The sequence below is a fragment of the Lactiplantibacillus plajomi genome (genome assembly GCF_005405405.1).
GTDB lineage: Bacteria > Bacillota > Bacilli > Lactobacillales > Lactobacillaceae > Lactiplantibacillus > Lactiplantibacillus plajomi.
In genome coordinates, this window is the sequence record NZ_BJDZ01000027.1 from 1 (window position 1) to 19,520 (window position 19,520).

Annotated in this window: 16 protein-coding genes; 10 read left to right on the forward strand and 6 right to left on the reverse strand. The window is 50.1% G+C overall.

What is annotated here, in order from left to right:
• Positions 1 to 74 precede the first annotated feature (74 nt).
• The gene (locus FFM82_RS10555) at positions 75 to 1,769 is read left to right on the forward strand and encodes a 6-pyruvoyl-tetrahydropterin synthase-related protein (RefSeq protein ID WP_137645787.1); all 1,695 of its coding nucleotides are present in this window, start codon (positions 75 to 77) and stop codon (positions 1,767 to 1,769) included.
• Between the two features lie 67 nt (positions 1,770 to 1,836).
• Here the strand turns inward: FFM82_RS10555 and FFM82_RS10560 are convergent, their stop codons facing one another.
• A complete protein-coding gene (locus FFM82_RS10560; RefSeq protein WP_137645788.1) occupies positions 1,837 to 2,763 on the reverse strand; it encodes an L-lactate dehydrogenase in 927 nt (308 codons plus the stop codon).
• 164 nt (positions 2,764 to 2,927) lie between these two features.
• Between FFM82_RS10560 and FFM82_RS10565 the strand changes: the two genes are divergently transcribed.
• Positions 2,928 to 4,109 (forward strand): AI-2E family transporter, encoded by a 1,182-nt coding sequence (locus tag FFM82_RS10565; RefSeq protein ID WP_137645789.1) that lies wholly within the window; start codon positions 2,928 to 2,930, stop codon positions 4,107 to 4,109.
• 54 nt (positions 4,110 to 4,163) lie between these two features.
• On the opposite strand, the gene FFM82_RS10570 is transcribed toward FFM82_RS10565, so the two are convergent.
• From FFM82_RS10570 to FFM82_RS10585, 4 genes are all read right to left on the reverse strand, one after another.
• The gene (locus FFM82_RS10570; protein ID WP_137645790.1) at positions 4,164 to 5,519 is read right to left on the reverse strand and encodes a gluconate:H+ symporter; all 1,356 of its coding nucleotides are present in this window, start codon (positions 5,517 to 5,519) and stop codon (positions 4,164 to 4,166) included.
• Between the two features lie 11 nt (positions 5,520 to 5,530).
• Positions 5,531 to 7,057 (reverse strand): gluconokinase, encoded by a 1,527-nt coding sequence (locus FFM82_RS10575; RefSeq protein ID WP_137645791.1) that lies wholly within the window; start codon positions 7,055 to 7,057, stop codon positions 5,531 to 5,533.
• Between the two features lie 12 nt (positions 7,058 to 7,069).
• The gene (gene gnd / locus FFM82_RS10580; RefSeq protein WP_137645792.1) at positions 7,070 to 7,966 is read right to left on the reverse strand and encodes a phosphogluconate dehydrogenase (NAD(+)-dependent, decarboxylating); all 897 of its coding nucleotides are present in this window, start codon (positions 7,964 to 7,966) and stop codon (positions 7,070 to 7,072) included.
• 173 nt (positions 7,967 to 8,139) lie between these two features.
• On the reverse strand, positions 8,140 to 9,462 hold the full coding sequence (locus FFM82_RS10585) for a dihydrolipoyl dehydrogenase family protein (protein WP_137645793.1): 1,323 nt from the start codon (positions 9,460 to 9,462) through the stop codon (positions 8,140 to 8,142).
• 283 nt (positions 9,463 to 9,745) lie between these two features.
• Here FFM82_RS10585 and FFM82_RS10590 point away from each other — a divergent pair, with 283 nt between their 5' ends.
• The 4 genes from FFM82_RS10590 to FFM82_RS10600 all read left to right on the forward strand — a co-directional run bounded on the left by FFM82_RS10590 (position 9,746) and on the right by FFM82_RS10600 (position 13,656).
• Complete coding sequence (locus tag FFM82_RS10590; protein ID WP_137645794.1) at positions 9,746 to 11,323, forward strand: peptide chain release factor 3; 1,578 nt, start codon at positions 9,746 to 9,748, stop codon at positions 11,321 to 11,323.
• A gap of 103 nt (positions 11,324 to 11,426) precedes the next feature.
• Complete coding sequence (locus FFM82_RS10595) at positions 11,427 to 12,281, forward strand: GRP family sugar transporter (protein ID WP_137645795.1); 855 nt, start codon at positions 11,427 to 11,429, stop codon at positions 12,279 to 12,281.
• 7 nt (positions 12,282 to 12,288) lie between these two features.
• Complete coding sequence (locus FFM82_RS13910; protein ID WP_263854489.1) at positions 12,289 to 12,417, forward strand: hypothetical protein; 129 nt, start codon at positions 12,289 to 12,291, stop codon at positions 12,415 to 12,417.
• 21 nt (positions 12,418 to 12,438) lie between these two features.
• Positions 12,439 to 13,656, forward strand: a complete 1,218-nt coding sequence (locus FFM82_RS10600; RefSeq protein ID WP_137645796.1) for a hypothetical protein — start codon at positions 12,439 to 12,441, stop codon at positions 13,654 to 13,656.
• 140 nt (positions 13,657 to 13,796) lie between these two features.
• Here the strand turns inward: FFM82_RS10600 and FFM82_RS10605 are convergent, their stop codons facing one another.
• Positions 13,797 to 14,834 (reverse strand): MucBP domain-containing protein, encoded by a 1,038-nt coding sequence (locus FFM82_RS10605; RefSeq protein WP_137645797.1) that lies wholly within the window; start codon positions 14,832 to 14,834, stop codon positions 13,797 to 13,799.
• A gap of 176 nt (positions 14,835 to 15,010) precedes the next feature.
• Here FFM82_RS10605 and FFM82_RS10610 point away from each other — a divergent pair, with 176 nt between their 5' ends.
• From FFM82_RS10610 to FFM82_RS10625, 4 genes are all read left to right on the forward strand, one after another.
• A complete protein-coding gene (locus FFM82_RS10610) occupies positions 15,011 to 15,892 on the forward strand; it encodes a LysR family transcriptional regulator (protein ID WP_137645798.1) in 882 nt (293 codons plus the stop codon).
• Between the two features lie 228 nt (positions 15,893 to 16,120).
• Entirely contained in the window at positions 16,121 to 16,966 is an 846-nt protein-coding gene (locus FFM82_RS10615; RefSeq protein WP_137645799.1) for a sulfite exporter TauE/SafE family protein, read from the forward strand.
• Positions 16,966 to 17,343, forward strand: a complete 378-nt coding sequence (locus FFM82_RS10620) for a DUF1634 domain-containing protein (RefSeq protein ID WP_137645800.1) — start codon at positions 16,966 to 16,968, stop codon at positions 17,341 to 17,343. Before FFM82_RS10615 ends, FFM82_RS10620 begins: the two co-directional genes overlap by 1 nt.
• A gap of 400 nt (positions 17,344 to 17,743) precedes the next feature.
• Positions 17,744 to 19,390, forward strand: coding sequence for a peptide ABC transporter substrate-binding protein (locus FFM82_RS10625; protein ID WP_137645801.1), 1,647 nt, complete (start codon positions 17,744 to 17,746; stop codon positions 19,388 to 19,390).
• The last annotated feature ends 130 nt before the right edge of the window (positions 19,391 to 19,520 follow it).

Below are 19,520 nucleotides of genomic sequence, written 5' to 3' on the forward strand. Positions count from 1 at the left end.
CTATAATGGTGTGCAAAGCTTTTCATGGATTAAAAACTCCTGTTTTTGATCTAATTTAACTAAAATCAAATCGAATGTCAAAGTATCCAAACACGTTCTTACTGACCGCGTTCTTTAGTATTGCCAATTTGCGGAGTGGACAAATTTTGGCGCGTGGTGATTTTATTTATCATTTACAGCGAATTGAATCATTTGCTGACCTAATCAAGGAGCACCAGTGGTTTGGACTACGTAATTTTACGACGTTTAATCAGATTGGTGTTGCTAATAATTACTTTTATCCTTACGTTTATATTTGGATTTGGGCGATTCCGTTTGTGTTGATTAATAATCCGATTGTGCTCTACTATGCCGGGCTGTTTGTTATTATGCTCACTGGCTTAGCACTCACTTATTGGTGTGTACTTAAATATTCAGGATCAAAATATCAAGCATTACTAGTTTCTGTCTTTTTCATGACAACGCCATACCATACCTTCCTTTTAGTAAATGGTGCTGTACTTGGAGAATCGTTAGCATGCACCTTCATTCCATTATTCTTTTATGGCCTTCATAAGTTCTTTAGCTCAGACAAACATAATTGGCAAATCTTGGCAATTGCCTTAACCTTGACAGCCTATGCACACGTTTTAACTTTTTTGCTTGAAGTTATCATCACGGTCGGAGCATATCTAATTTCATTATTTTATAAAGCGCATCGGCTGATGAGATTTATCAGTGCAGTTAAAGCGGTTATCTTGTTTGCAATGTTGACGGCCTTTTTCTGGGTCCCGTTTCTTCAAGAATGGTTGCAAACTGATATTCAAACGACGGTTGTTCTTCCCAACGTTGCTTGGCTGAGTGATTTTGGCAACTTAATTACTTTGATGTTAACTAATGCTAGTTTAACGGGTGTTGTGGCTAGTCCAGGACTAGCGTCTTTCATTGGCCTTATTTTGATTACTGTTTTTTGGCGTAAATTAGATTTCGAGTACCGAGTTATTGGCATTTTTGGGATTATTCTGTTACTTTGCTCAACGTCACTATTTCCGTGGTACGCATTGCCAAGTGCAATTCAAAATACGATTCAGTTTCCATATAGATTATTTAACTTGGTCAGCTTCTGTTTAATTCTGGTGGGTGCTCACGTTGTTGTGCAAATCATGCAAAAATCAAGAAAACTAGCGCAAGACTCAGTACGTCCGCTATTTTTGTTCTTCGCTATTATTGGCGGTGGCTTAGTTATGTATATGAGCATGCTAAGTTTTAATAATCGGGCTAAATTAACAAAGATTCCGTACACGCAGCCCACGACGTTAAAGACAGCGTTCAATACGGACTACAAACTGGATAAGAATAATTATGAGGTGGCACTCCAATCTCCACGCAAGTTTTTTGGTACCATCGACTATGCACCTAAACCGACCTGGCTGGGAAATCACCAGGATACGCTGATTACGCATCAAGTGCTGGTTAACAATAAAAAAGTGCGGAGTCATTTTGAAACTAATAGTCGGATGATCACGTATCACTTTAAGTTGCAAAAAGCAGGGTGGGCGGACGTCCCGGTTCTGCATTACGGCAACGAAGTCGTCAAATTGAATGGTCGTAGCACGTCGGCCAAGATGAGTCAGCGTGGTTCGACGCTGGTCAAAGCCAAGCGGGGGTGGAACACGGTCACTATTAGTGCGCCGCTTCCGTGGACGTTTAAAGTATTATTACCAGTCGCAATTATCACTTGGCTGGGGATAATTGGCTGGTGGATTCGCCAACGGAAAACAAACCTGTAAAGAGTAGTCATCAATAAAGGACGCTAGAAGTTTCCCAACTTCTGGCGTCCTTTTTGTCATTACGACGTTATTTTGCTTGGCTTTCAGCAAATTTAGTTTTGATGTAATCGGCCGAAACTTGAAGTTTCTTAACTTCTTCGTCGGTTAAGTTAAGTTGCACCTGTTCAACGATCCCGTCGCGGCCAACGATGGCTGGGTAGGAAAGGTAGACGCCGTATTCTTCACGGTAATTAGAAACTGGTAACTCGCTCAGCGCGTTATTCAAAACCGTGTTAGCGAGGCGAACGGCAGCCGTGGCGACGCCGTAACTCGTATACTTTTTGCCGTGGAAGACCCGGAAGCCGCCTTCGCGGGCCTGCTTATCTAAAGCGGTCAAATCTAAGCCCTTAGCCTCAGCAACTTCACTGATTGGGTGACCGAGAACCCGGACCGTCGACCAGGCGGTAAATTGTGAGTTACCGTGCTCACCGAGGTTGTAGCCGACCACTGATCGTGAATCAATGTGTAACTGTTCGGCAACGACCCGTTTCATACGGGCGGAATCCAGTAACGTCCCGGTCCCGATGACCCGGTTTTTAGGTAGGCCGGTGACGGCTTGGTAAATTGACGTAACCACGTCAACCGGGTTGGTGATGGCGACGATGACGCCGTTGAAGCCACTTTCTTTAATCTTTTTGGCGACTGCCGGAACCTGTTCGCTAGTGAAAGGGAGTTCCGCAAAACGGTCGTCGTTGGCGTTATCCTGTAATTTGATGTTGCCGAGTGCGGAGATGATCACGTCGGCGTCTTTTAAGGCGGCGTAGTCGTTGACCACGATGTTCGTGTGGTACGGCAAGTTCGGCATTGCGTCCTGTAAGTCGATCGCGTCGGCAACCACCTTGTCCTCATTTAGGTCGATCAATACTAAGTCGTCGGCAAAACCGTTAGCAACGATGTAATGCGCGGCGGTCGAGCCAACGTGGCCCATTCCAATAACTGCAAGTTTTCGTGACATTGATAAGCGCTCCCTTTTAATTATTAAGTCTTACTAATTAAATTAACATTTTTCTAATTAATTTTAAATAGTTTTTTGACCCAATCGAAAATCATATTCGTCAAAACGGAAATAGGGTATAATTAGTGCATTCAGATTTCATGATTAATAAAGGGGGCGCAGCGGTGTTTAAACGTTTAAAAGAGTCTGCATTAATGTTTTGGTCGCTTGAAATTTTAATAGTTGCGACCTTGATTTGGGTTTGTACCAATATCGGGTTCCTTTTTCACCCGATTGGGGTCTTCTTGAGCGTAGTTTTTATGCCAATCATTATTTCGGGATTTTTATTTTACATGCTCAACCCGCTAGTTAAGTTGTTGATTAAGGTCCGCTATAAGCGCTTTCGAATTTCGCGGACCGGAGCGGTTGCCATCGTCTTTCTCGGCTTATTTGGCGTTTTGGCGTGGGGGGCGATGTCGTTAATCCCACGGCTGGTGACGCAGGTAACGCAACTGATTACCCACTTGCCGACGATTGCGACCGATATGCAATCCGCGGCGACCGCTATGTTAGCCAATAACTCGTTGTTAAAAAATATTGACTTGAGCTCGTATACCGACCAGTTTAACGGCGAAATCAGTAAGTATTCCCAAACCTTCCTATCCTCGTTATCGACAAGCGTGGTCACGGTAATCTCAACCATTACCAGCGTGACCATCATGGCGATTACGATCCCAGTCGTGTTGTTTTACATGTTAAAGGACGGCGACAAGTTTTTACCAGCCATCAGTCGCTTCTTGCCACGTAAGCAGCGGCCAGAAATTATCGGGCTGATTCAGAAAATGGGCGATACGATTTCCAGCTACATTAGTGGTCAGGTGATCGAATGCGTCTTCGTTGGGACCTTTACGGCGATTGGCTACATGATTATCGGCCAACCGTACGGCTTACTGCTTGGCGTGATTGCCGGGCTGACCAACATTATCCCGTACGTTGGGCCCTACATCGGGATTGCGCCGTCACTGATCGTGGCCTTCACGAAGTCGCCAATTCAGGTGGTTTACGTGATTATCGTCGTCGTAATCGTGCAACAGGTCGACGGTAACTTGATTTACCCGAACATTATTGGCCGGACGCTGAAGATTCACCCGTTGACGATCATTATTTTATTGTTGGCCGCGGGTAACATTGCCGGTATTCTCGGCATGATCTTAGCCATTCCGTTCTACGCGGTGGTGCGGACGGTGGTCGTGTACCTCTACAACATTTACGAGTTACGTAATTCGGAACATTTACGGATGCAAACGACCGTGTACCAACCGCAGCCGGCGAAAGCCACCAAAGCTGCTGAACAATCGAAAAAATAGTAAAAAACTGGTCTGACAACGATTAAAATTGTCAGACCAGTTTTTGCGTGGTCGTTAGAAGAAGACCGCGTTCAGGATTAGTACGCCGACCAAACCACAGACCGCAATCAAGGTTTCCAATACGGTCCAGGTCAGTAACGTTTGTTTAACGGTTAAATCAAAGTATTCGCGGAACATCCAGAAACCGGCGTCGTTGACGTGCGAAGCGGCAACGCTCCCGGAGCCGACCGCGATGACCATCAGGGCCGGGTCGATTCCGGCTTGGGCCATCAGTGGGGCAACCAGGCCAGCGGCGGTCAGGGCGGCCACGGTGGCCGAGCCTAACGAGACCCGCAAAATCACGGCGACTAACCAACCCAGTAGCAACGGTGAAATGTTGCTACCGTTGAAGAGGTTAGCGACTGCCTTACCAACACCACCGTCGATCAGGATTTCTTTAAAGGCGCCACCACCACCGATAATCAGTAGTAACATGGCGATTGATTTGGTGGCGTTTTCCAGGGTTTCCTTAATCGCCTTGGCGTTTTTATGCTGATGAATCCCCATTGACCAGAGGGCGAATAATAGTGAAATCAACATGGCGATTCCCGGTGCACCGATCAAGCTAATAATTTGGTCGAGCATCGACGGATCCTTCGGCGTTTTACCGTGGTTGATCACCAAGTCGTAGACGGTGGTGATCGTCATCAAAATGACCGGGAAGAGCGCGGTCAGCACACTGAGGCCGAATCCGGGCGCTTCCGAAACTTTGAATTGCCGTTTAGTTCCGGTGACCGGGACTTTCGGCTTAGCAGCAAAGGCGGCTGGGACCATCCGTTGTGCCCAGCGCGAGAAGAGTGGGCCGGCAATGTAGACGGTCGGAATCGCGATAATGATCCCAAATAACAGCACGTGGCCCACGTTAGCGTTTAAAGTCGTTGCAATCGCGGTCGGTGCCGGGTGCGGTGGCAAAAAGCCGTGGGTTACGGAAAGGGCCGCGCCCATCGGAATCCCGAGGTAGAGCACCGGCACTTGGGCTTCAATGGCAATTGCAAAGACGATCGGTACCAGCAAAACAATGCCGACTTCAAAGAAGAGGGCAATCCCGATGATGAACGACGCCACCACGATGGCGATTTGCAGGCGTTTACGACCGAACACGTCTAGTAGGGTGGTCGAAATCGTGTACGCGCCACCGGCATCGGCGACTAACCGTCCCAGCATGGCACCAAAGCCGAAGACCAGTGCGAGTTCACCTAACTGGTCGCCGATCCCGGCTTGAATACTGGTCGTAATTTTATCTAGCGGCATGCCCAAACCGATCCCAACGAGGACGGCGGTTACGATTAGGGCAACGTAGGTGTTCAGTTTGAATTTAATAATTAATAAAAGTAATAATAGGATGCCTAAAGTAAGTACGATAAATGGCATATGGAGTCCTCCTAACGGTCAGTGCGTGCTAACCCCGCGATTTCTGCGTAGAGTGGGGTCAGTGCGGCGGTCACGTGGTCAAAGGTGGCCTGGAGTTGCCGGTAGCGGTCCTGATTGGCCGCTTGCGGCTGGTACGTGTTGGTGGTACCGATCATGGTGTGAATCACGTTCAAGTTAGGGACGATGTCTAGGGCTTCAAAGCCCATGACGGCCGCGGCTAAGCAGGAACTTTCGAAACTGACCGGAATCGTCAACGGCTGACCGAGAATGTCGGTCAATAATTGGCACCAAAATGGTGAGCGGGCAAAGCCCCCGGTTGCACGGATGGCGTGAATCGGTTCGGCTTTTTTGGTCAGTTGGACCACCGCGTTCAAGTTCATGCTGATGCCTTCCAGGACAGCGCGAGCCATGTCGGCACGGGTCGTCGTGGGCGTAACGCCGAGCATCGATCCCCGGGCGTTGGCGTTCCATAACGGCGCACGTTCACCACTGAGGTACGGATGGAACAGGAGACCGTGGGCGCCAGCGGGAACGGCGGCTGCTAGGGCGGTCAGTTGGTCGTAAGGGTCTTGCCCTTGCTGCTTGGCAGCTTCACTTTCGGCCGGGAAGAGTTGGTCACGAACCCAGCGGAAGACCTGGCCCCCGTTGTTGATCGGGCCACCCACGATCCAACGGTCCTTGGCCACGTAGTAGCAGAATAGCCGCCCGTTTGGATCTAAGTACGGTTTAGTTGTCATGACGCGGACTGCGCCGGATGTCCCAATTGTGATGGCTGCCACGCCGGGTTCGTCGGCGCCGACACCTAAGTTAGAGAGTGCGCCGTCGCTTGCGCCCATCACCACGTTAGTTGTTGCTTTGAGTCCCAGGCTGTTAGCAACGGTTGGTTGTAAGCCGCGGATGACCGCGTTGGTATCCACGAGGGTGGGTAACTGGCTCGCGGTTAGGTGAGCAAACGCTAACGCGGCCGGTTCCCACTTGAACTTGTGCAGGTTGAACAGGCCGGTGGCGTTAGCCATTGAGTAGTCCATTTGAAGTTGGCCGGTCAAGCGTTCGATGATGTATTCCTTAATACCGACCACGTAACGCGCTGCGGCAAAGGTGCCGGGGTGGGCGTTGGCGAACCAGTGTAGTTTAACTAACGGACTCATCGGGTGAATCGGCGTCCCGGTTGCTTGGTAGAGCTGGTTGCCAAGCGGTGACGCTTGTAAGTCGCTGGCAACGGCCGCCGCGCGGTTATCTGCCCAGGTAATGACCCGGGTCAGTGGTTGCCGGTGTTCATCGAGTAAGATGACGCTGTGCATGGCGGCGGAAAAGGCGATGCCGACAATGTCGTCCGCGTTGACCGCTTGGCTGACTTGGTGAATGGTCTTTTGGACCGCTTGCCAAATTTCTTCGGGATCTTCTTCAGCCATGTCGGGCTGGTCGTGGTATAGCGGGTAACCAACGTTGGCGTTGGCAATCACCCGACCGGTCTGATCGTATAGGACGGACTTGGTACTCGTTGTGCCGAGGTCGGTCCCAATCATGTATGTTGACATCAATAATTCCTCCTATTCGTGATCGACGGCGTGACCACCAAATTGGTTACGTAGGGCGGAAACAACTTTACCAGTGAAAGTGTCATCGCTAAGTGACCGGTAACGTTCCATTAACGCCATCGCAATAACTGGGGTCGCGACTTGTTGGTCGAGGGCGGTGTCTAATGTCCAGCGACCTTCACCGGAAGAGTGCATCGTCCCCTTGATTTCATCCAAGTTACCGTCTTGTTCGAAGGCGGTCTGGGCGAGTTCCATTAACCAGCTGCGAATGACCGAACCGTTGCTCCAAACTTTAGCGACGGCTTGGTTGTCGTAGTCGTATTGACTGTGTTGTAAAACGTCGAACCCCTCGCCAATGGCGGCCATCATACCGTATTCGATACCGTTGTGAACCATCTTAAGAAAATGACCACTCCCGGCAGGACCAGTATAGAGGTAACCGTCCGTAGCCGCAATGGCAGCGAAGAGTGGTTCGACGATCTTGAAGACGTCCGGGTCGCCACCAATCATGAAGTTACCGTCTTTGCGGGCACCGGCCTGACCACCGGAAGTCCCGACGTCGAGAAAGTGAATCGCTTGTTTTTTCAATAATTCGGCGTGACGGAGGCTGTCCTGGTAGTGCGAGTTACCACCGTCTAAGACGATGTCACCGGCCGTGAGGTTTTCCGACAATTGGGTGATTACGGTGTCGGTCGGGCCGCCCGCGGGGACCATCACCCAAACAATTTTAGGTGTTGGCAACTTTGCTAGTAAGTCCGCTAACGACGTCGCCGTTGCTAAGCCGTTGTTGGTTGCGGCCGTGAGGTTATCCGGATTGAGATCGTAGCCTACCGGTGTGTGGCCGTTGTCCTGCATGTTTAACGCTAAGTTCATACCCATTTTTCCTAAACCGATTAATCCAATTTTCATGTAAAAAACCCTCTTTGTTTTGTATTCGCTTACATTATCTAAAAATTATTTACATATGTCAACCCGTTTTATGTAAAAAGTTTTCATCAAAAGCAATTCAACAAAAAGGCGGTGTCCGTCCCGGAAATTCCGGGATTAACATCGCCGTGAGTCACGTTCGTTCAAATTAGGGCTTAAATGGCAGCCCAAGCGCTAAAGCCGATGGTTGGGAACAGGGTGACTAGTTGTTCCCGCTGTGCCGGTGTTAACTGGTACTGAATGGCTGGGAGCACGGTGTTGATCGTGTTCTCCGCTTGTTCACTCAGTTCGGCAGCCCCAATCAAGTGCTGGTCGTTATCCGTGACCGTCAGTGTTTGACCGGTCAAGTCGCGGGTTGCTTCGCGGTACCAGTCGGCTTTCAGGTCGACCAAGTTGACGTGTTGTTGCGCGGTCGGTGTTGCAGGCACCTGACCGACTTGCGCCAACCGTGGCGAGGTGAAGACGACCGACGGGATGGCCGGGTACTTGATTGCATTAGTTGTATCACCGCTAAAGAGGTGCATCAAGTAAGTCGATTCAAATACGGCGGTTGGCGTTAGTTTGGGTTGTTGCTTATCAATGACGTCGCCGGATGCGTACACGCCCGCCACACTCGTTTGTAAATGATCGTCAACCGTAATCCCGTTGGTGGTAAAGTTGACGCCGATTTTTTCGAGCCCTAAGTCGGCGGTATTCGGGTCACGACCGGTCGCATTCAAGATCCAGTCGGTCGTTAGTTCGCCAGCGGCACTGGTAATCGTGACCTGGTCGCCCGCCGCGGTGAACTTGGTCGCCTGCCAATTGCGGTGTAAGTCGAGGCCCTGGGCAACCAGTTGGTCAAGCAGTTGTTCGACGAGTGGTTGGTAGAAGGCCCGCAGCGCTTGGTCGCCGCGCATCAGTAGGCTGACTTGTGATCCCGCAGCCAGGGCCATTGAAGCGGTTTCTAACGCAATGTATCCGGCACCGATGATCGTCAGGTGTTCTGGGAGTTGTTTTAAGTTTAAGAAGTCACTGCTATCGTGAGTGAGCTCGGCCCCCGGTACCGTTAACTGGTGCGGGTGTAGGCCGGTCGCAATGACGATTTTATCGGCAGTGTAAGTTGCACCGTTGACCGTAACGGTGTGGGCATCGCTGAACTGACCGCGGCCTTCAATCAGGGTGATCCCAGCTTGTTGCATCATGCCACCGATCATCGTTGGTAACGCTTCGATGACCTGACGTTCGTGCGCGTAGTTGGCCCCCCAATCCAGCTTAGTCTTACCATCCAGACCGTAACCTTGGAAGCGGTCGACCTGGTTTTTTAAGCTCGCCGGCAGGTCCAGCGTGATTTTCGCGTTGCAACCGCGGTTCGGGCAGGTCCCACCGATCAGGTCCGGTTCAACGACCGCCACTTGTTTGCCGCGGGCTGCCAATGGAATGGCACCATCGAAGGTTCCGTGGCCACTACCTAGGTATAAAACGTCAAAATGTTTAGTCATAAAATTAAGAACTCCCTTCTAAGACATGTAAACGGTTTAACTTAATAAATTGTACACAATTTATTTGGAAATGCCAATTATTTGCAACTGAAATTCGGTGCCGGGGGTCATTAATTGCGGTGGGACGCGCTTGCAAACGTTAATTACCGGTGACAAGTAACGGGTAACACTGGATTTTTTGGCTGAAAATCAGTAAAATATGTAAGGCTATGTTTTTTACTAACGGGAACGCGTTCCCAAATCGAATGACTAAGATAAATGTGCACGTTGAAAGGAACTATTAATGAATAAAACAGAACTTGAAGCCGCGGTCGATACCCGGCGTACTTTTGCGATTATTTCTCACCCGGATGCCGGGAAAACGACGATTACCGAACAGATGCTGCTCTTTGGGGGCGTCGTTCGCCAAGCGGGGACGGTTAAGGCCCGTAAGAGTGGTAACTTTGCCAAGTCCGACTGGATGGAAATTGAAAAGAAGCGTGGGATTTCGGTCACGAGTTCCGTTATGCAGTTCGACTATGACGGCAAACGGATTAACATTTTGGATACCCCGGGGCATGAGGACTTCTCAGAAGATACTTACCGGACCTTGATGGCGGTCGATTCAGCCGTCATGGTGATTGACTCGGCCAAGGGGATCGAACCGCAAACTAAGAAATTATTCCAAATTTGTAAAATGCGGGGGATTCCGATCTTTACCTTTATGAACAAGTTAGACCGCGATGGCCGCGAACCACTGGACTTATTGAACGAAGTTGAAGAAGTTCTCGGTATCGAAACTTACCCGATGAACTGGCCAATGGGGATGGGGAAGGGGCTCAAAGGCCTCTACGACCGCTATAACCACCGTGTCGAGTTATACCATAACGAAGCTCACGGCGAGACCTTCCTCCCGTTGGATCAGGATGGCAAGCTTGATCCTAGTAACGACCTAACCAAGGACAGCATTTACCGCGATACCTTGGACGAAATGGAACTGATTGAAGAAGCCGGTAACGACTTCGATGAAGCTAAAATTGCGTCTGGTGACATGACGCCGGTCTTCTTTGGTTCCGCCTTAACAAATTTCGGGGTCGAAACCTTCTTAAAGACTTACTTGAAGTACGCACCGAAACCGTCTGCGCATAAAACTCGCGATGACGAAACCGTGCAGCCGACTGACGAAGCCTTCTCCGGTTTTGTTTTCAAAATTCAGGCTAACATGAACCCACACCACCGTGACCGGATCGCCTTTGTGCGGATTTGTTCCGGTGAGTTCGACCGCGGAATGGACGTCTTCTTGCAACGGACCGGTAAGAAAATGCGCTTAAACAACTCGACGCAGTTCATGGCCGATACCCGTGAAACGGTCGAAACGGCCGTTGCGGGCGACATCGTCGGGCTTTACGATACTGGGAACTTCCAAATTGGCGATACGATTTACGCGGGTAAGCACGCCGTTCAGTTTGAAAAGTTACCGCAATTTACCCCGGAACTCTTCATGCGGGTCACGGCCAAAAACGTGATGAAGCAAAAGTCGTTCCATAAAGGAATCGAACAATTGGTTCAAGAAGGGGCCGTTCAGCTCTACACGTCTTACTCGACTGGTGACTACATCCTTGGCGCGGTTGGTCAACTGCAGTTCGAAGTCTTCAAGTTCCGGATGTTGAATGAATATAATTCGGAAGTCGTGATGGAACCGATGGGCAGCAAGACCGCCCGCTGGATCGATCCCGACCAGTTAGACGAGAAGATGTCCAGTTCACGGAACCTACTGGTGAAGGACCGCACCGGCGCACCGCTATTCCTGTTTGAAAACGCCTTTGCGGAACGCTGGTTTGCTGAAAAGTATCCGGACGTTAAGTTAACGGCGAAACTTTAAGCACCAACGAGCCGAATGGGTGCCGTTCTCCGGGACGGCACCCATTTTACCAACAACCCCGGAGACGAATTGTGGCGCGCGCGTCACTGAGGAGGTATTTTTTTTGAATTTATTGATTGCGTTGATTCCCGCGTTAGGGTGGGGGTTGAACCCGTTACTGATTTCAAAAATTGGCGGTAAACCGGTCAACCAAACCCTGGGAACCGGAATCGGAGCATTAATTATCGGAATAATTGTGCAACTGATGAATCACCCGAGTGTTAGTACCGGCACGTTCATCCTAAGTGCGTTGTCCGGGGCGTTTTGGGTCCTAGGACAAATTGGGCAATACACGGCGTATGGTCGCATGGGGGTTAGTAAGACCATGCCGATTTCGACCGGTGTCCAACTGATTGGGACGTCGGTGATCGGTGTCCTGATGTTCGGCGAATGGGGCGGTGTCACCGCGAAGGTCGTCGGTTTTGCGGCAATTATCCTGATGATCATCGGGGTTGCGCTGACTGCGGTTACGGATAATTCTGATAGTCGCGCTGGCCTGGCGAGCGGCCTCGCGGTGTTATTACCGACCACCATTGGCTATTGGATCTACAGTGCGCTGCCTAAGGCCGTTTCGGCTTCGGGGATGGCCATCTTCTTCCCACAAATGCTCGGGATGTGTTTGGCGGCATTGCTGTACGCCTTGATTGCCGGTCGGGGGCTCAGTGCGTTCAAGGAACGGTCGAGTTGGCTGACGACGGCTGCCGGGATGATTTTCGGGGTGTCGGCATTGGCCTACATCTTTTCTGCAAAAGCGAACGGCGTTGCTACGGCCTACGTGATTACCCAGCTTAGCGTGGTTATTTCAACGCTGGGCGGGATGCTGATCTTGCACGAACATAAGTCCCGTCGTGAATTACGGCTGACGCTGATCGGGCTGGTCCTGATCGTGGTTGGTAGTATTATGACGGCCGTTTTATAAGCAAATAATGAAAGTATTACCACCAGCGATTGTCGGTTTCCGGCAACCACTGGTGGTTTTTATTTTGCCAAGTATGCGAACGAAGTGGACCTCGTTGGAGGTGATTCGGCACTGGGCGTATGCTGAGAGCGAATAAACCAAAATGGGGGCTTTTAGTTTGAAATGGCAAAAGATAATGGTTGGTCTCGTACTGGGGAGTCTGGCATGGGTCGGTGGTCGACCGACTAGTGCGGTTGCGCGCACGCAGACACCGCGAAACCGGGTAACTCGACGGGCAACCGTTCGCCGCCGCAAACGGTCCGGCGTCAAGGTCGTCGCTCACCGCCGGCTAGGGGGGAGTGGCCGATTAACTAGGCGGCAACTACCGGGGACCTTACAGCTAGCGGGGGACGGGAGTTTTACTAAACCGCACGTTCACTTTGAAACCACGCCAGCCTACCGCCAAAGTCGCGGCATCCAGCAGCAACCTGATACGCTGTTGCCGAGCCGCCACTACCGCGATAACTACGCGTTTAAGACGGCGCTCTACTTACCGCAACAGCTGGCTGGTCGTCAGTTAAACGACCCGCAAAGCGCGGCGTTCGGCCACGATGGTCATTACTTGTACGTGATGTACGTTGACAAACAAGAGGCGACTAATCGGAATCAACAGGGGTGGGCGGTGCGTTATGATTGGACCAAGTTAATGCAATTAGGGGCCGGCCGTCCCGGTCAAATGGGCATGCTGCGCTTGGCCGCTAAGCACCAGGCTAGTGGGCGTTTAACCCCGCAAGACCGGCGGGTGTTGGCCTGCATTAAGGTCGGTCCGGTCTTCGATTCCGGTCACGCGCAATCCCTAGCCGAAAATCCGCAGAACGGCCAGTTATGGTACGTGAAGGCTTATGACACTGCACGTCCTAATCAGATAGTTCATTTGAACCCGCGGACCTTACGACCAGAGACCGTCGTCAACTATCAGGGGCCGTTTGACCTAGGTGCGGTCCTGACGTTTGACAACCGTGGTCAAGCCTATTTCTGGACCCACGCGAAGGTGGCGACGCCTGCCACGCCGTTAGGAACCGTTCGGCTTTACCGTGGGACTGTCGGCAACCAGGGCATTCATTTTCAAGCGATTCAGCAGTGGCTAGCGAGTGATCCCGGCTTTTACGCGCAGTCGATGGGATACGATCCGGCTAGTGACCGGTTGTTCCTAGTCGCGGATGAAAGTATCACCTCGTTACCGGCAGCCAAGTTGGGGCACCTCAAAAAGACGGACGTTGGCGAGATTAACTTTAACGGCCAGCGAGAATTCGAAGGGCTGTTCTTCATGCCAGGTACCGGCCAGGGCTTCTTACTGACGAACCGCGGCGCGGAAATTATGCGAATGATCAAGTAAGGATAAACACTGGCATTTTGCTGCGAAAGGAAAGGGACCACGATTTTAATCGCGGTCCCTTTAACGTGTTGGTATGATGATCGTCGAAACGTGCGCTCAAAGAAAATTCTGGTGCACGTTTTGTAAAACTTTTAGTAGCATCAAGCGTACGGCGGGTCGAGGTGTGTTAAGTAGCGTCCTGGTAAGTAACCGCGGCCCTTAATGCGGTACCAGACGACTCGGTTATCATCGGCCAAGCGCTCAACTAATTCGACAGTTTCGCCGTGGGTCACGGTCGACAAGTAACGGCCGTAGGGTTCTAAATACGTGTGAACCTTTTTACCAGGGACGAAGCTGACGATCCCGGTTTGTTGAACCTGACGCTTGTTCTGTGTGCGGTAGCCCGCGGGTAGGTGCGGTAGGAGTGCCACTCCGGTCGTTAACTGGAGCATCTGTTCGGCAATCCACTGCTCCTGACCGATCGAATACCAAGTTGTTTGGTCACTGAGCCGGACGCGCATGTAGGTCTTGTAAGTACTGCCCGGCTGGAGCTTCGTTAGGTAGCGGGTCGTAGTTGCTCCGGGGTACGGGTAAACCGCCGTGACTGCCGTGATTTGAACGAACCCGGTACTGAGGTCGGTTTGTAACCAGTTTTCATTGCGGTAGAAAAAGAGCACCGTTTTGGAAGTCGTGGTGTATTCACCGGTCAAGTCACCGACCGAGCGCAATAATTTGAAGCCGGCCACGGTGGGCGCTTTGACCCGGTAAGGCTTGCCCAGTTGCCCACGGTACATCGTTGGGTGACCGATCAGTTCGCGTTGGTCGATGTCGTAGGCGTAGACCCAGATTGGCTGGCCGGCCTGACGTTCGTAGTGGAGCACGATTTGGGCCTTCGGTTGGGTGAACCAGCGAGTTAGGCCGTCGATGCGAACGAGGTGGTAGCCGGCAATCGTGGCCGCGGGAAGGTGAATCTCCTCGCCAATTTTACCACCGATCATGTCGGGGGCCTGCAACTCGTGGCCGTCGCTATCCAAGTGATGAACGAGTAGCAGGGCGTCGGTGGCGCTGGCTTGCAGCGCGTGTTCGTCGGTCTCACTAGTCGGTGCAACCACGTCCGCGGGCTGACTGGTCTGATGTTCAGTTTTGGCGGGTTGGTTCAATGCCCGCAACATTGTCTTGAGACGGTCAAAAAACGACACGTGATCACGCCCTTCACAATTTTATTTATTATCATTAGTATAACGCATTCACGTGAAGATTCGCACGGGTTTCTTTGGAAGTACTGACCAGCCGTAAACTTATTATTAAGAAATTGCGGTGGATTGTGGCTGGTAGCGGGGGTCGTGTATACTAAAGTGAACTGGGGGGAACGAGCATGAATTTAAAACAATTACGGTATTTTCTAGCCGTTGCCGAAACGGGGCAGATGACCGCCGCGGCCAACCAATTGCACGTCGCGCAGCCGCCGTTAAGTTACCAAATCAAACAACTGGAAGCCGACCTGGGGGTAACGTTATTTAAACGGTTACCACAGGGGGTTGCCCTGACCGAAGCCGGTAAGCTGTTAGTCAGTTACGCACATCAGCTAACCCAGTTATCGGCGACCGCTGAGAATAAGGTGCGGGCGCTGGCGCAAGGGGTTAATGGCACCTTGAATCTGGGGACGGTTTCGTCTTCGGCGGGGGTGATTCCCAATCACCAGCTAACGCAGTGGCTACAAGCTCATCCGGATGTTCAGCTGGCCTTAACGGAGGGGAACACGTATCAGTTACTTGAAAATTTACATAAACGGTTATTGGATGTTGCGGTGTTGCGGACGCCCTTTAACGGCAAAAATTTGGTTTGTCGGTACTTCGAACGTGAACGGATGGCGGTCGTGTTACCACAACGGTACCAACAATTTGCCAACCGGCGCCAGTTAAGGTTACGGGACCTCATCGATTTACCGTTGATCAAGTACCGCCGCTTTAACGAACTTTTTCACGTGGCCTTTGGTGAGGAGGCGCTAACCCCGCGTTACGTGCTGACCTGTGACGATGCCCGGACCGCCGTTAACTGGGCGAATCACCAAATTGGCGTGGCGCTGGTCCCGCGTTCGTTAGCGGACGTTTATCGTGGTGATCACGTGTTGGTTTGGTCATTGGCGGACCGCCGCTTTGAAACCCAGTTGGTGCTTGCGACCACCACCGATGCGTTGGCGACTCCGTTAGTCGCGGGGTTCATGGCGCAGTTTGAGCGCGCCGAAAGTCTAGACTAATTTTAAACGTTAGCTATCTAATTTTTAGATGTCAAAATTAATTAAAAAACCGATTTAGCAAGGGTTAAACCGGTTTCAATTGATTTTAAGCGTTGTTCGTTCATAATAACTTAATCCAACGTGAGTGCCCGTGGTCGTAAGGGTAGCGTGTCATAATGGTCCGCGTTGGGCACAGCCGGTATTCAATGGTACACTAACTATTGAAATTAAAAGGATAGGGTGACGGCTGTGATAACTTCTTTACTGTTAATGTTGGGCGTCGGCTTACTGGCCGGCGTTTTTGGGGCAATTTTGGGTATCGGTGGCGGGATGATCATTACCCCGGTACTGACGCTGGGGATGGGCTTGGATATTAAGTACGCGATTGGTGCTAGTGTCATCGCGGTGATTGCGACGAGTTCCGGTTCCACGATTGCTTATCTGAAAGACGAAATGCTGAATTTACGGGTCGCAATGTTTTTGGAAATCGCGACGACGGTCGGGGCGGTGCTGGGCGCCGTTTTAACCGGACTCTTTAATGCGACCTTCCTGTTTATTTTATTCGGTGCGTTATTGATGTTTACGACTTACAACATGATTCGCAAACTGGTCATGAAGAGTGACGACGCGCAAAACGTTCAGGCTGACGAATTAGCGACCAAGCTGAATTTGAACGGGACGTACTACGATAAGGCGTTGAATAAGCAAGTCGACTACCAGGTTCAAAACGTGCCCGGTGGGTTTACGATGATGTTCGGGGCCGGGTTGGCCAGTGGCTTACTCGGAATCGGTAGTGGGGCCTTCAAGGTGTTGGCGATGGATACCATCATGCATATGCCGCTCAAACCGTCTTCGGCGACTTCTAACCTGATGATGGGGGTCACCGCCGCGGCCAGTGCGATGGTCTACTTCTTTAACGGGTCGATCAAGCCCGGCATTGCGGCACCGTTAGCCATCGGTATCTTACTGGGTGCGCTGATCGGGACCCGCATCATGCAACACCTGAAGCCACGCTTTATCCGGATGATTTTTGTCCCGGTAATGTTCTACTTGGGGATTCAAATGATTGCTAAAGGATTCGGGGTGACGTTCTAATGAAGAAACAACCAACTAAGGCTCAGGAAATGCACGAAGTTGAAATGATCATTGGCCACATCCTCCGAATCGGGGTGGTTGTGTCGGCCGTTGTGATTACACTTGGCTTATTGATGCTACTGATTCAAGGAAACGGTGGTTACGCGAACGGCGCGCAACCGACCGGCTTTGCCGCAATTTTTAGCGGCTTGCTCCAATTTAAGCCGTACGCGGTCATCATGTTGGGGCTGTTCCTGTTGATCTTAACGCCAACGTTACGGGTGGCGGTATCGATTTACGCGTTTGCGGTAGAACGTGACCGGCTCTACGTTTGGATCACCACCGTTGTGTTGATTATTTTGGTGGTCGCTTCGATTATCGGTTATTTGGGTAAGTAGCCGGGTACGTTAATTCAGTGATTTAAATATTAAGAGAATGCTAATAAAAATAACGCATTCTCTTTTATTTTGGCATTTTTAGCTGTTTTGACTAACGATGAAACCGCTATTTTGAAGATAATAAGTCCGATTGCGGATTATTTATTAAGAAATAATGTTGAACCCAGTTCAAATTTTTAGTTAAACACATGAACCGTCTGAAACCCTTTTGTATCAACACTTTATTGGGGATTATAAGCTTGAATAAGCTGGGCTACGAGCGCTAACGTTTTTATTTTATGACGAAATGATGATAAAAATTAGAAATTATGATTGATTTTAATTTATTTATAATATACAATAACTTTAACTTTTCGAGGGAAAAGCACACACAAGAAAAAGGTAAAGGGGTTGGGTGTTTATGAATTTGAAAACAGCTGCTAAAGTAACCGCCGTTGCGGGTGCCTCGCTGTTGTTCTTGGCCGCTTGTGGATCGAAGTCTTCGTCTTCAAGTTCGTCAAAGGCAACCGCGAACATGACAACGTCGGCCGAACTGCCAACGATGGATTTATCAAAATCGACCGATGTTTGGAGTTCGAACATGTTGAACAATACGAATGAAGGGTTGTACCGGATCGGTAAGAACGGTTCGATTACACCCGGAATCGCAAAGGACACCAAAGTAACTAACGGTGGTAAGACATATACGTTTACACTGCGTAAGAACGCTAAGTGGAGTAACGGTGACAAGGTGACGGCCAAGGACTTCGTTTATGGCTGGCAACGGACCGTTAACCCAAAGACGGCTTCACAATACGCATACTTATATTCCGGCATTAAGAACGCTGATCAAATCGTTAATGGTAAGAAACCAGTTTCCTCACTGGGGATTAAAGCCGATGGCGACTACAAGTTAGTCGTAACGTTGGACAAACCGATTGCTTACTTTGACAAGTTGATGGGCTTCGTTAACTTCTTCCCACAAAACGAAAAAGTGGCTAAGAAGTACGGTTCCAAATACGGGACGACCAGTACAGCGATGGTCTATAACGGTCCTTACAAGATGACCGGCTGGACCGGGACCAACTTATCTTGGAAATTAAAGAAAAACAATAATTACTGGGATAAGAAAGCCGTTAAGATGGACACCATCAGTTACCAAGTGGTTAAGGACGCCTCAACCGGGTTGAACTTATTTAACTCTAATAAGACTGATGATACAACGCTTTCAAGTCAACAAGTTAAGAACTACAAGACGAATAAGAACTACAAGGTTCGTCAAACCGCTTCTACGTTCTACGTTGAAATGAACCGGGCGGATAAGGATGCTAAGATTGCCAAGGCCTTCAAGAACAAGAAGATTCGCCAAGCCTTGTCCTACGCTATCAACCGGCAAGAATACGTTAAGAGTACGCTGGGTGACGGATCAACGGTTGCTAAGGGTTACGTTTCACATAACTTAGCCAAGAACCCGAAGACCGGTGCTGACTTTACTGCTGACGCGTCCGTTCCTGCAGCGGTTACTTACGACCAAGCTAAGGCTAAGCAGTTATTCAAGGAAGGGATGAAAGAAATCGGTGAAACTTCACTGAACATCAAGTTACTTTCCGACGATACTGATGGTGGTAAGAAGACGACTGAATTTATTCAAGGCGCATGGCAAAAACTGCCTGGCTTGAAGGTTACCAACCAAAACGTACCGTTCAAGACGCGTCTACAACGGTCACAAAATGGTAACTTTGACGCCGTAGTTTCCGCATGGAACGCCGACTTTACCGACCCAATTTCGTTCCTTTCACTCTTTACTTCGGATAACTCATACAACAATGGTAAGTATGACAGCGCTGAATACGATGCGCTCATCAAGAAGGCTGAAGGGGCCGATGCCAACAATGAAAATGCTCGTTGGACTGACATGGTTAACGCTGAAAAGCAATTGATGAATGACGAAGGCGTTATTCCAATTTACCAAAAAGCTGAAGCGCACCTCACCCGGACTAGCCTGAAAGGGATTATCTGGAACACTGCGGGTACCAACTACAACTTGAAGTACATGTCCGTTAAATAATAGTCAAAATGTGTGTGCTTTAACTGAACGAATGTGAAACGAAGGGGTAAGGATTGACACATTGTTAATCCTTACCGTTTTGTTTTATAATCAGAGATGTCATTATTTTTTAAGGCGAATTTAATAGAAT

Excerpts from the sequence above, each read along its gene's own strand:
- FFM82_RS10555 (WP_137645787.1), top strand. The coding sequence starts at position 75 with ATGTCAAAGTATCCAAACACGTTCTTACTGACCGCGTTCTTTAGTATT.
- FFM82_RS10560 (WP_137645788.1), bottom strand. The coding sequence starts at position 2,763 with ATGTCACGAAAACTTGCAGTTATTGGAATGGGCCACGTTGGCTCGACC.
- FFM82_RS10570 (WP_137645790.1), bottom strand. The coding sequence starts at position 5,519 with ATGCCATTTATCGTACTTACTTTAGGCATCCTATTATTACTTTTATTA.
- FFM82_RS10575 (WP_137645791.1), bottom strand. The coding sequence starts at position 7,057 with ATGTCAACATACATGATTGGGACCGACCTCGGCACAACGAGTACCAAG.
- gnd (WP_137645792.1), bottom strand. The coding sequence starts at position 7,966 with ATGAAAATTGGATTAATCGGTTTAGGAAAAATGGGTATGAACTTAGCG.
- FFM82_RS10585 (WP_137645793.1), bottom strand. The coding sequence starts at position 9,462 with ATGACTAAACATTTTGACGTTTTATACCTAGGTAGTGGCCACGGAACC.
- FFM82_RS10590 (WP_137645794.1), top strand. The coding sequence starts at position 9,746 with ATGAATAAAACAGAACTTGAAGCCGCGGTCGATACCCGGCGTACTTTT.
- FFM82_RS13910 (WP_263854489.1), top strand. The coding sequence starts at position 12,289 with ATGAAAGTATTACCACCAGCGATTGTCGGTTTCCGGCAACCACTGGTG.
- FFM82_RS10610 (WP_137645798.1), top strand. The coding sequence starts at position 15,011 with ATGAATTTAAAACAATTACGGTATTTTCTAGCCGTTGCCGAAACGGGG.
- FFM82_RS10620 (WP_137645800.1), top strand. The coding sequence starts at position 16,966 with ATGAAGAAACAACCAACTAAGGCTCAGGAAATGCACGAAGTTGAAATG.
- FFM82_RS10625 (WP_137645801.1), top strand. The coding sequence starts at position 17,744 with ATGAATTTGAAAACAGCTGCTAAAGTAACCGCCGTTGCGGGTGCCTCG.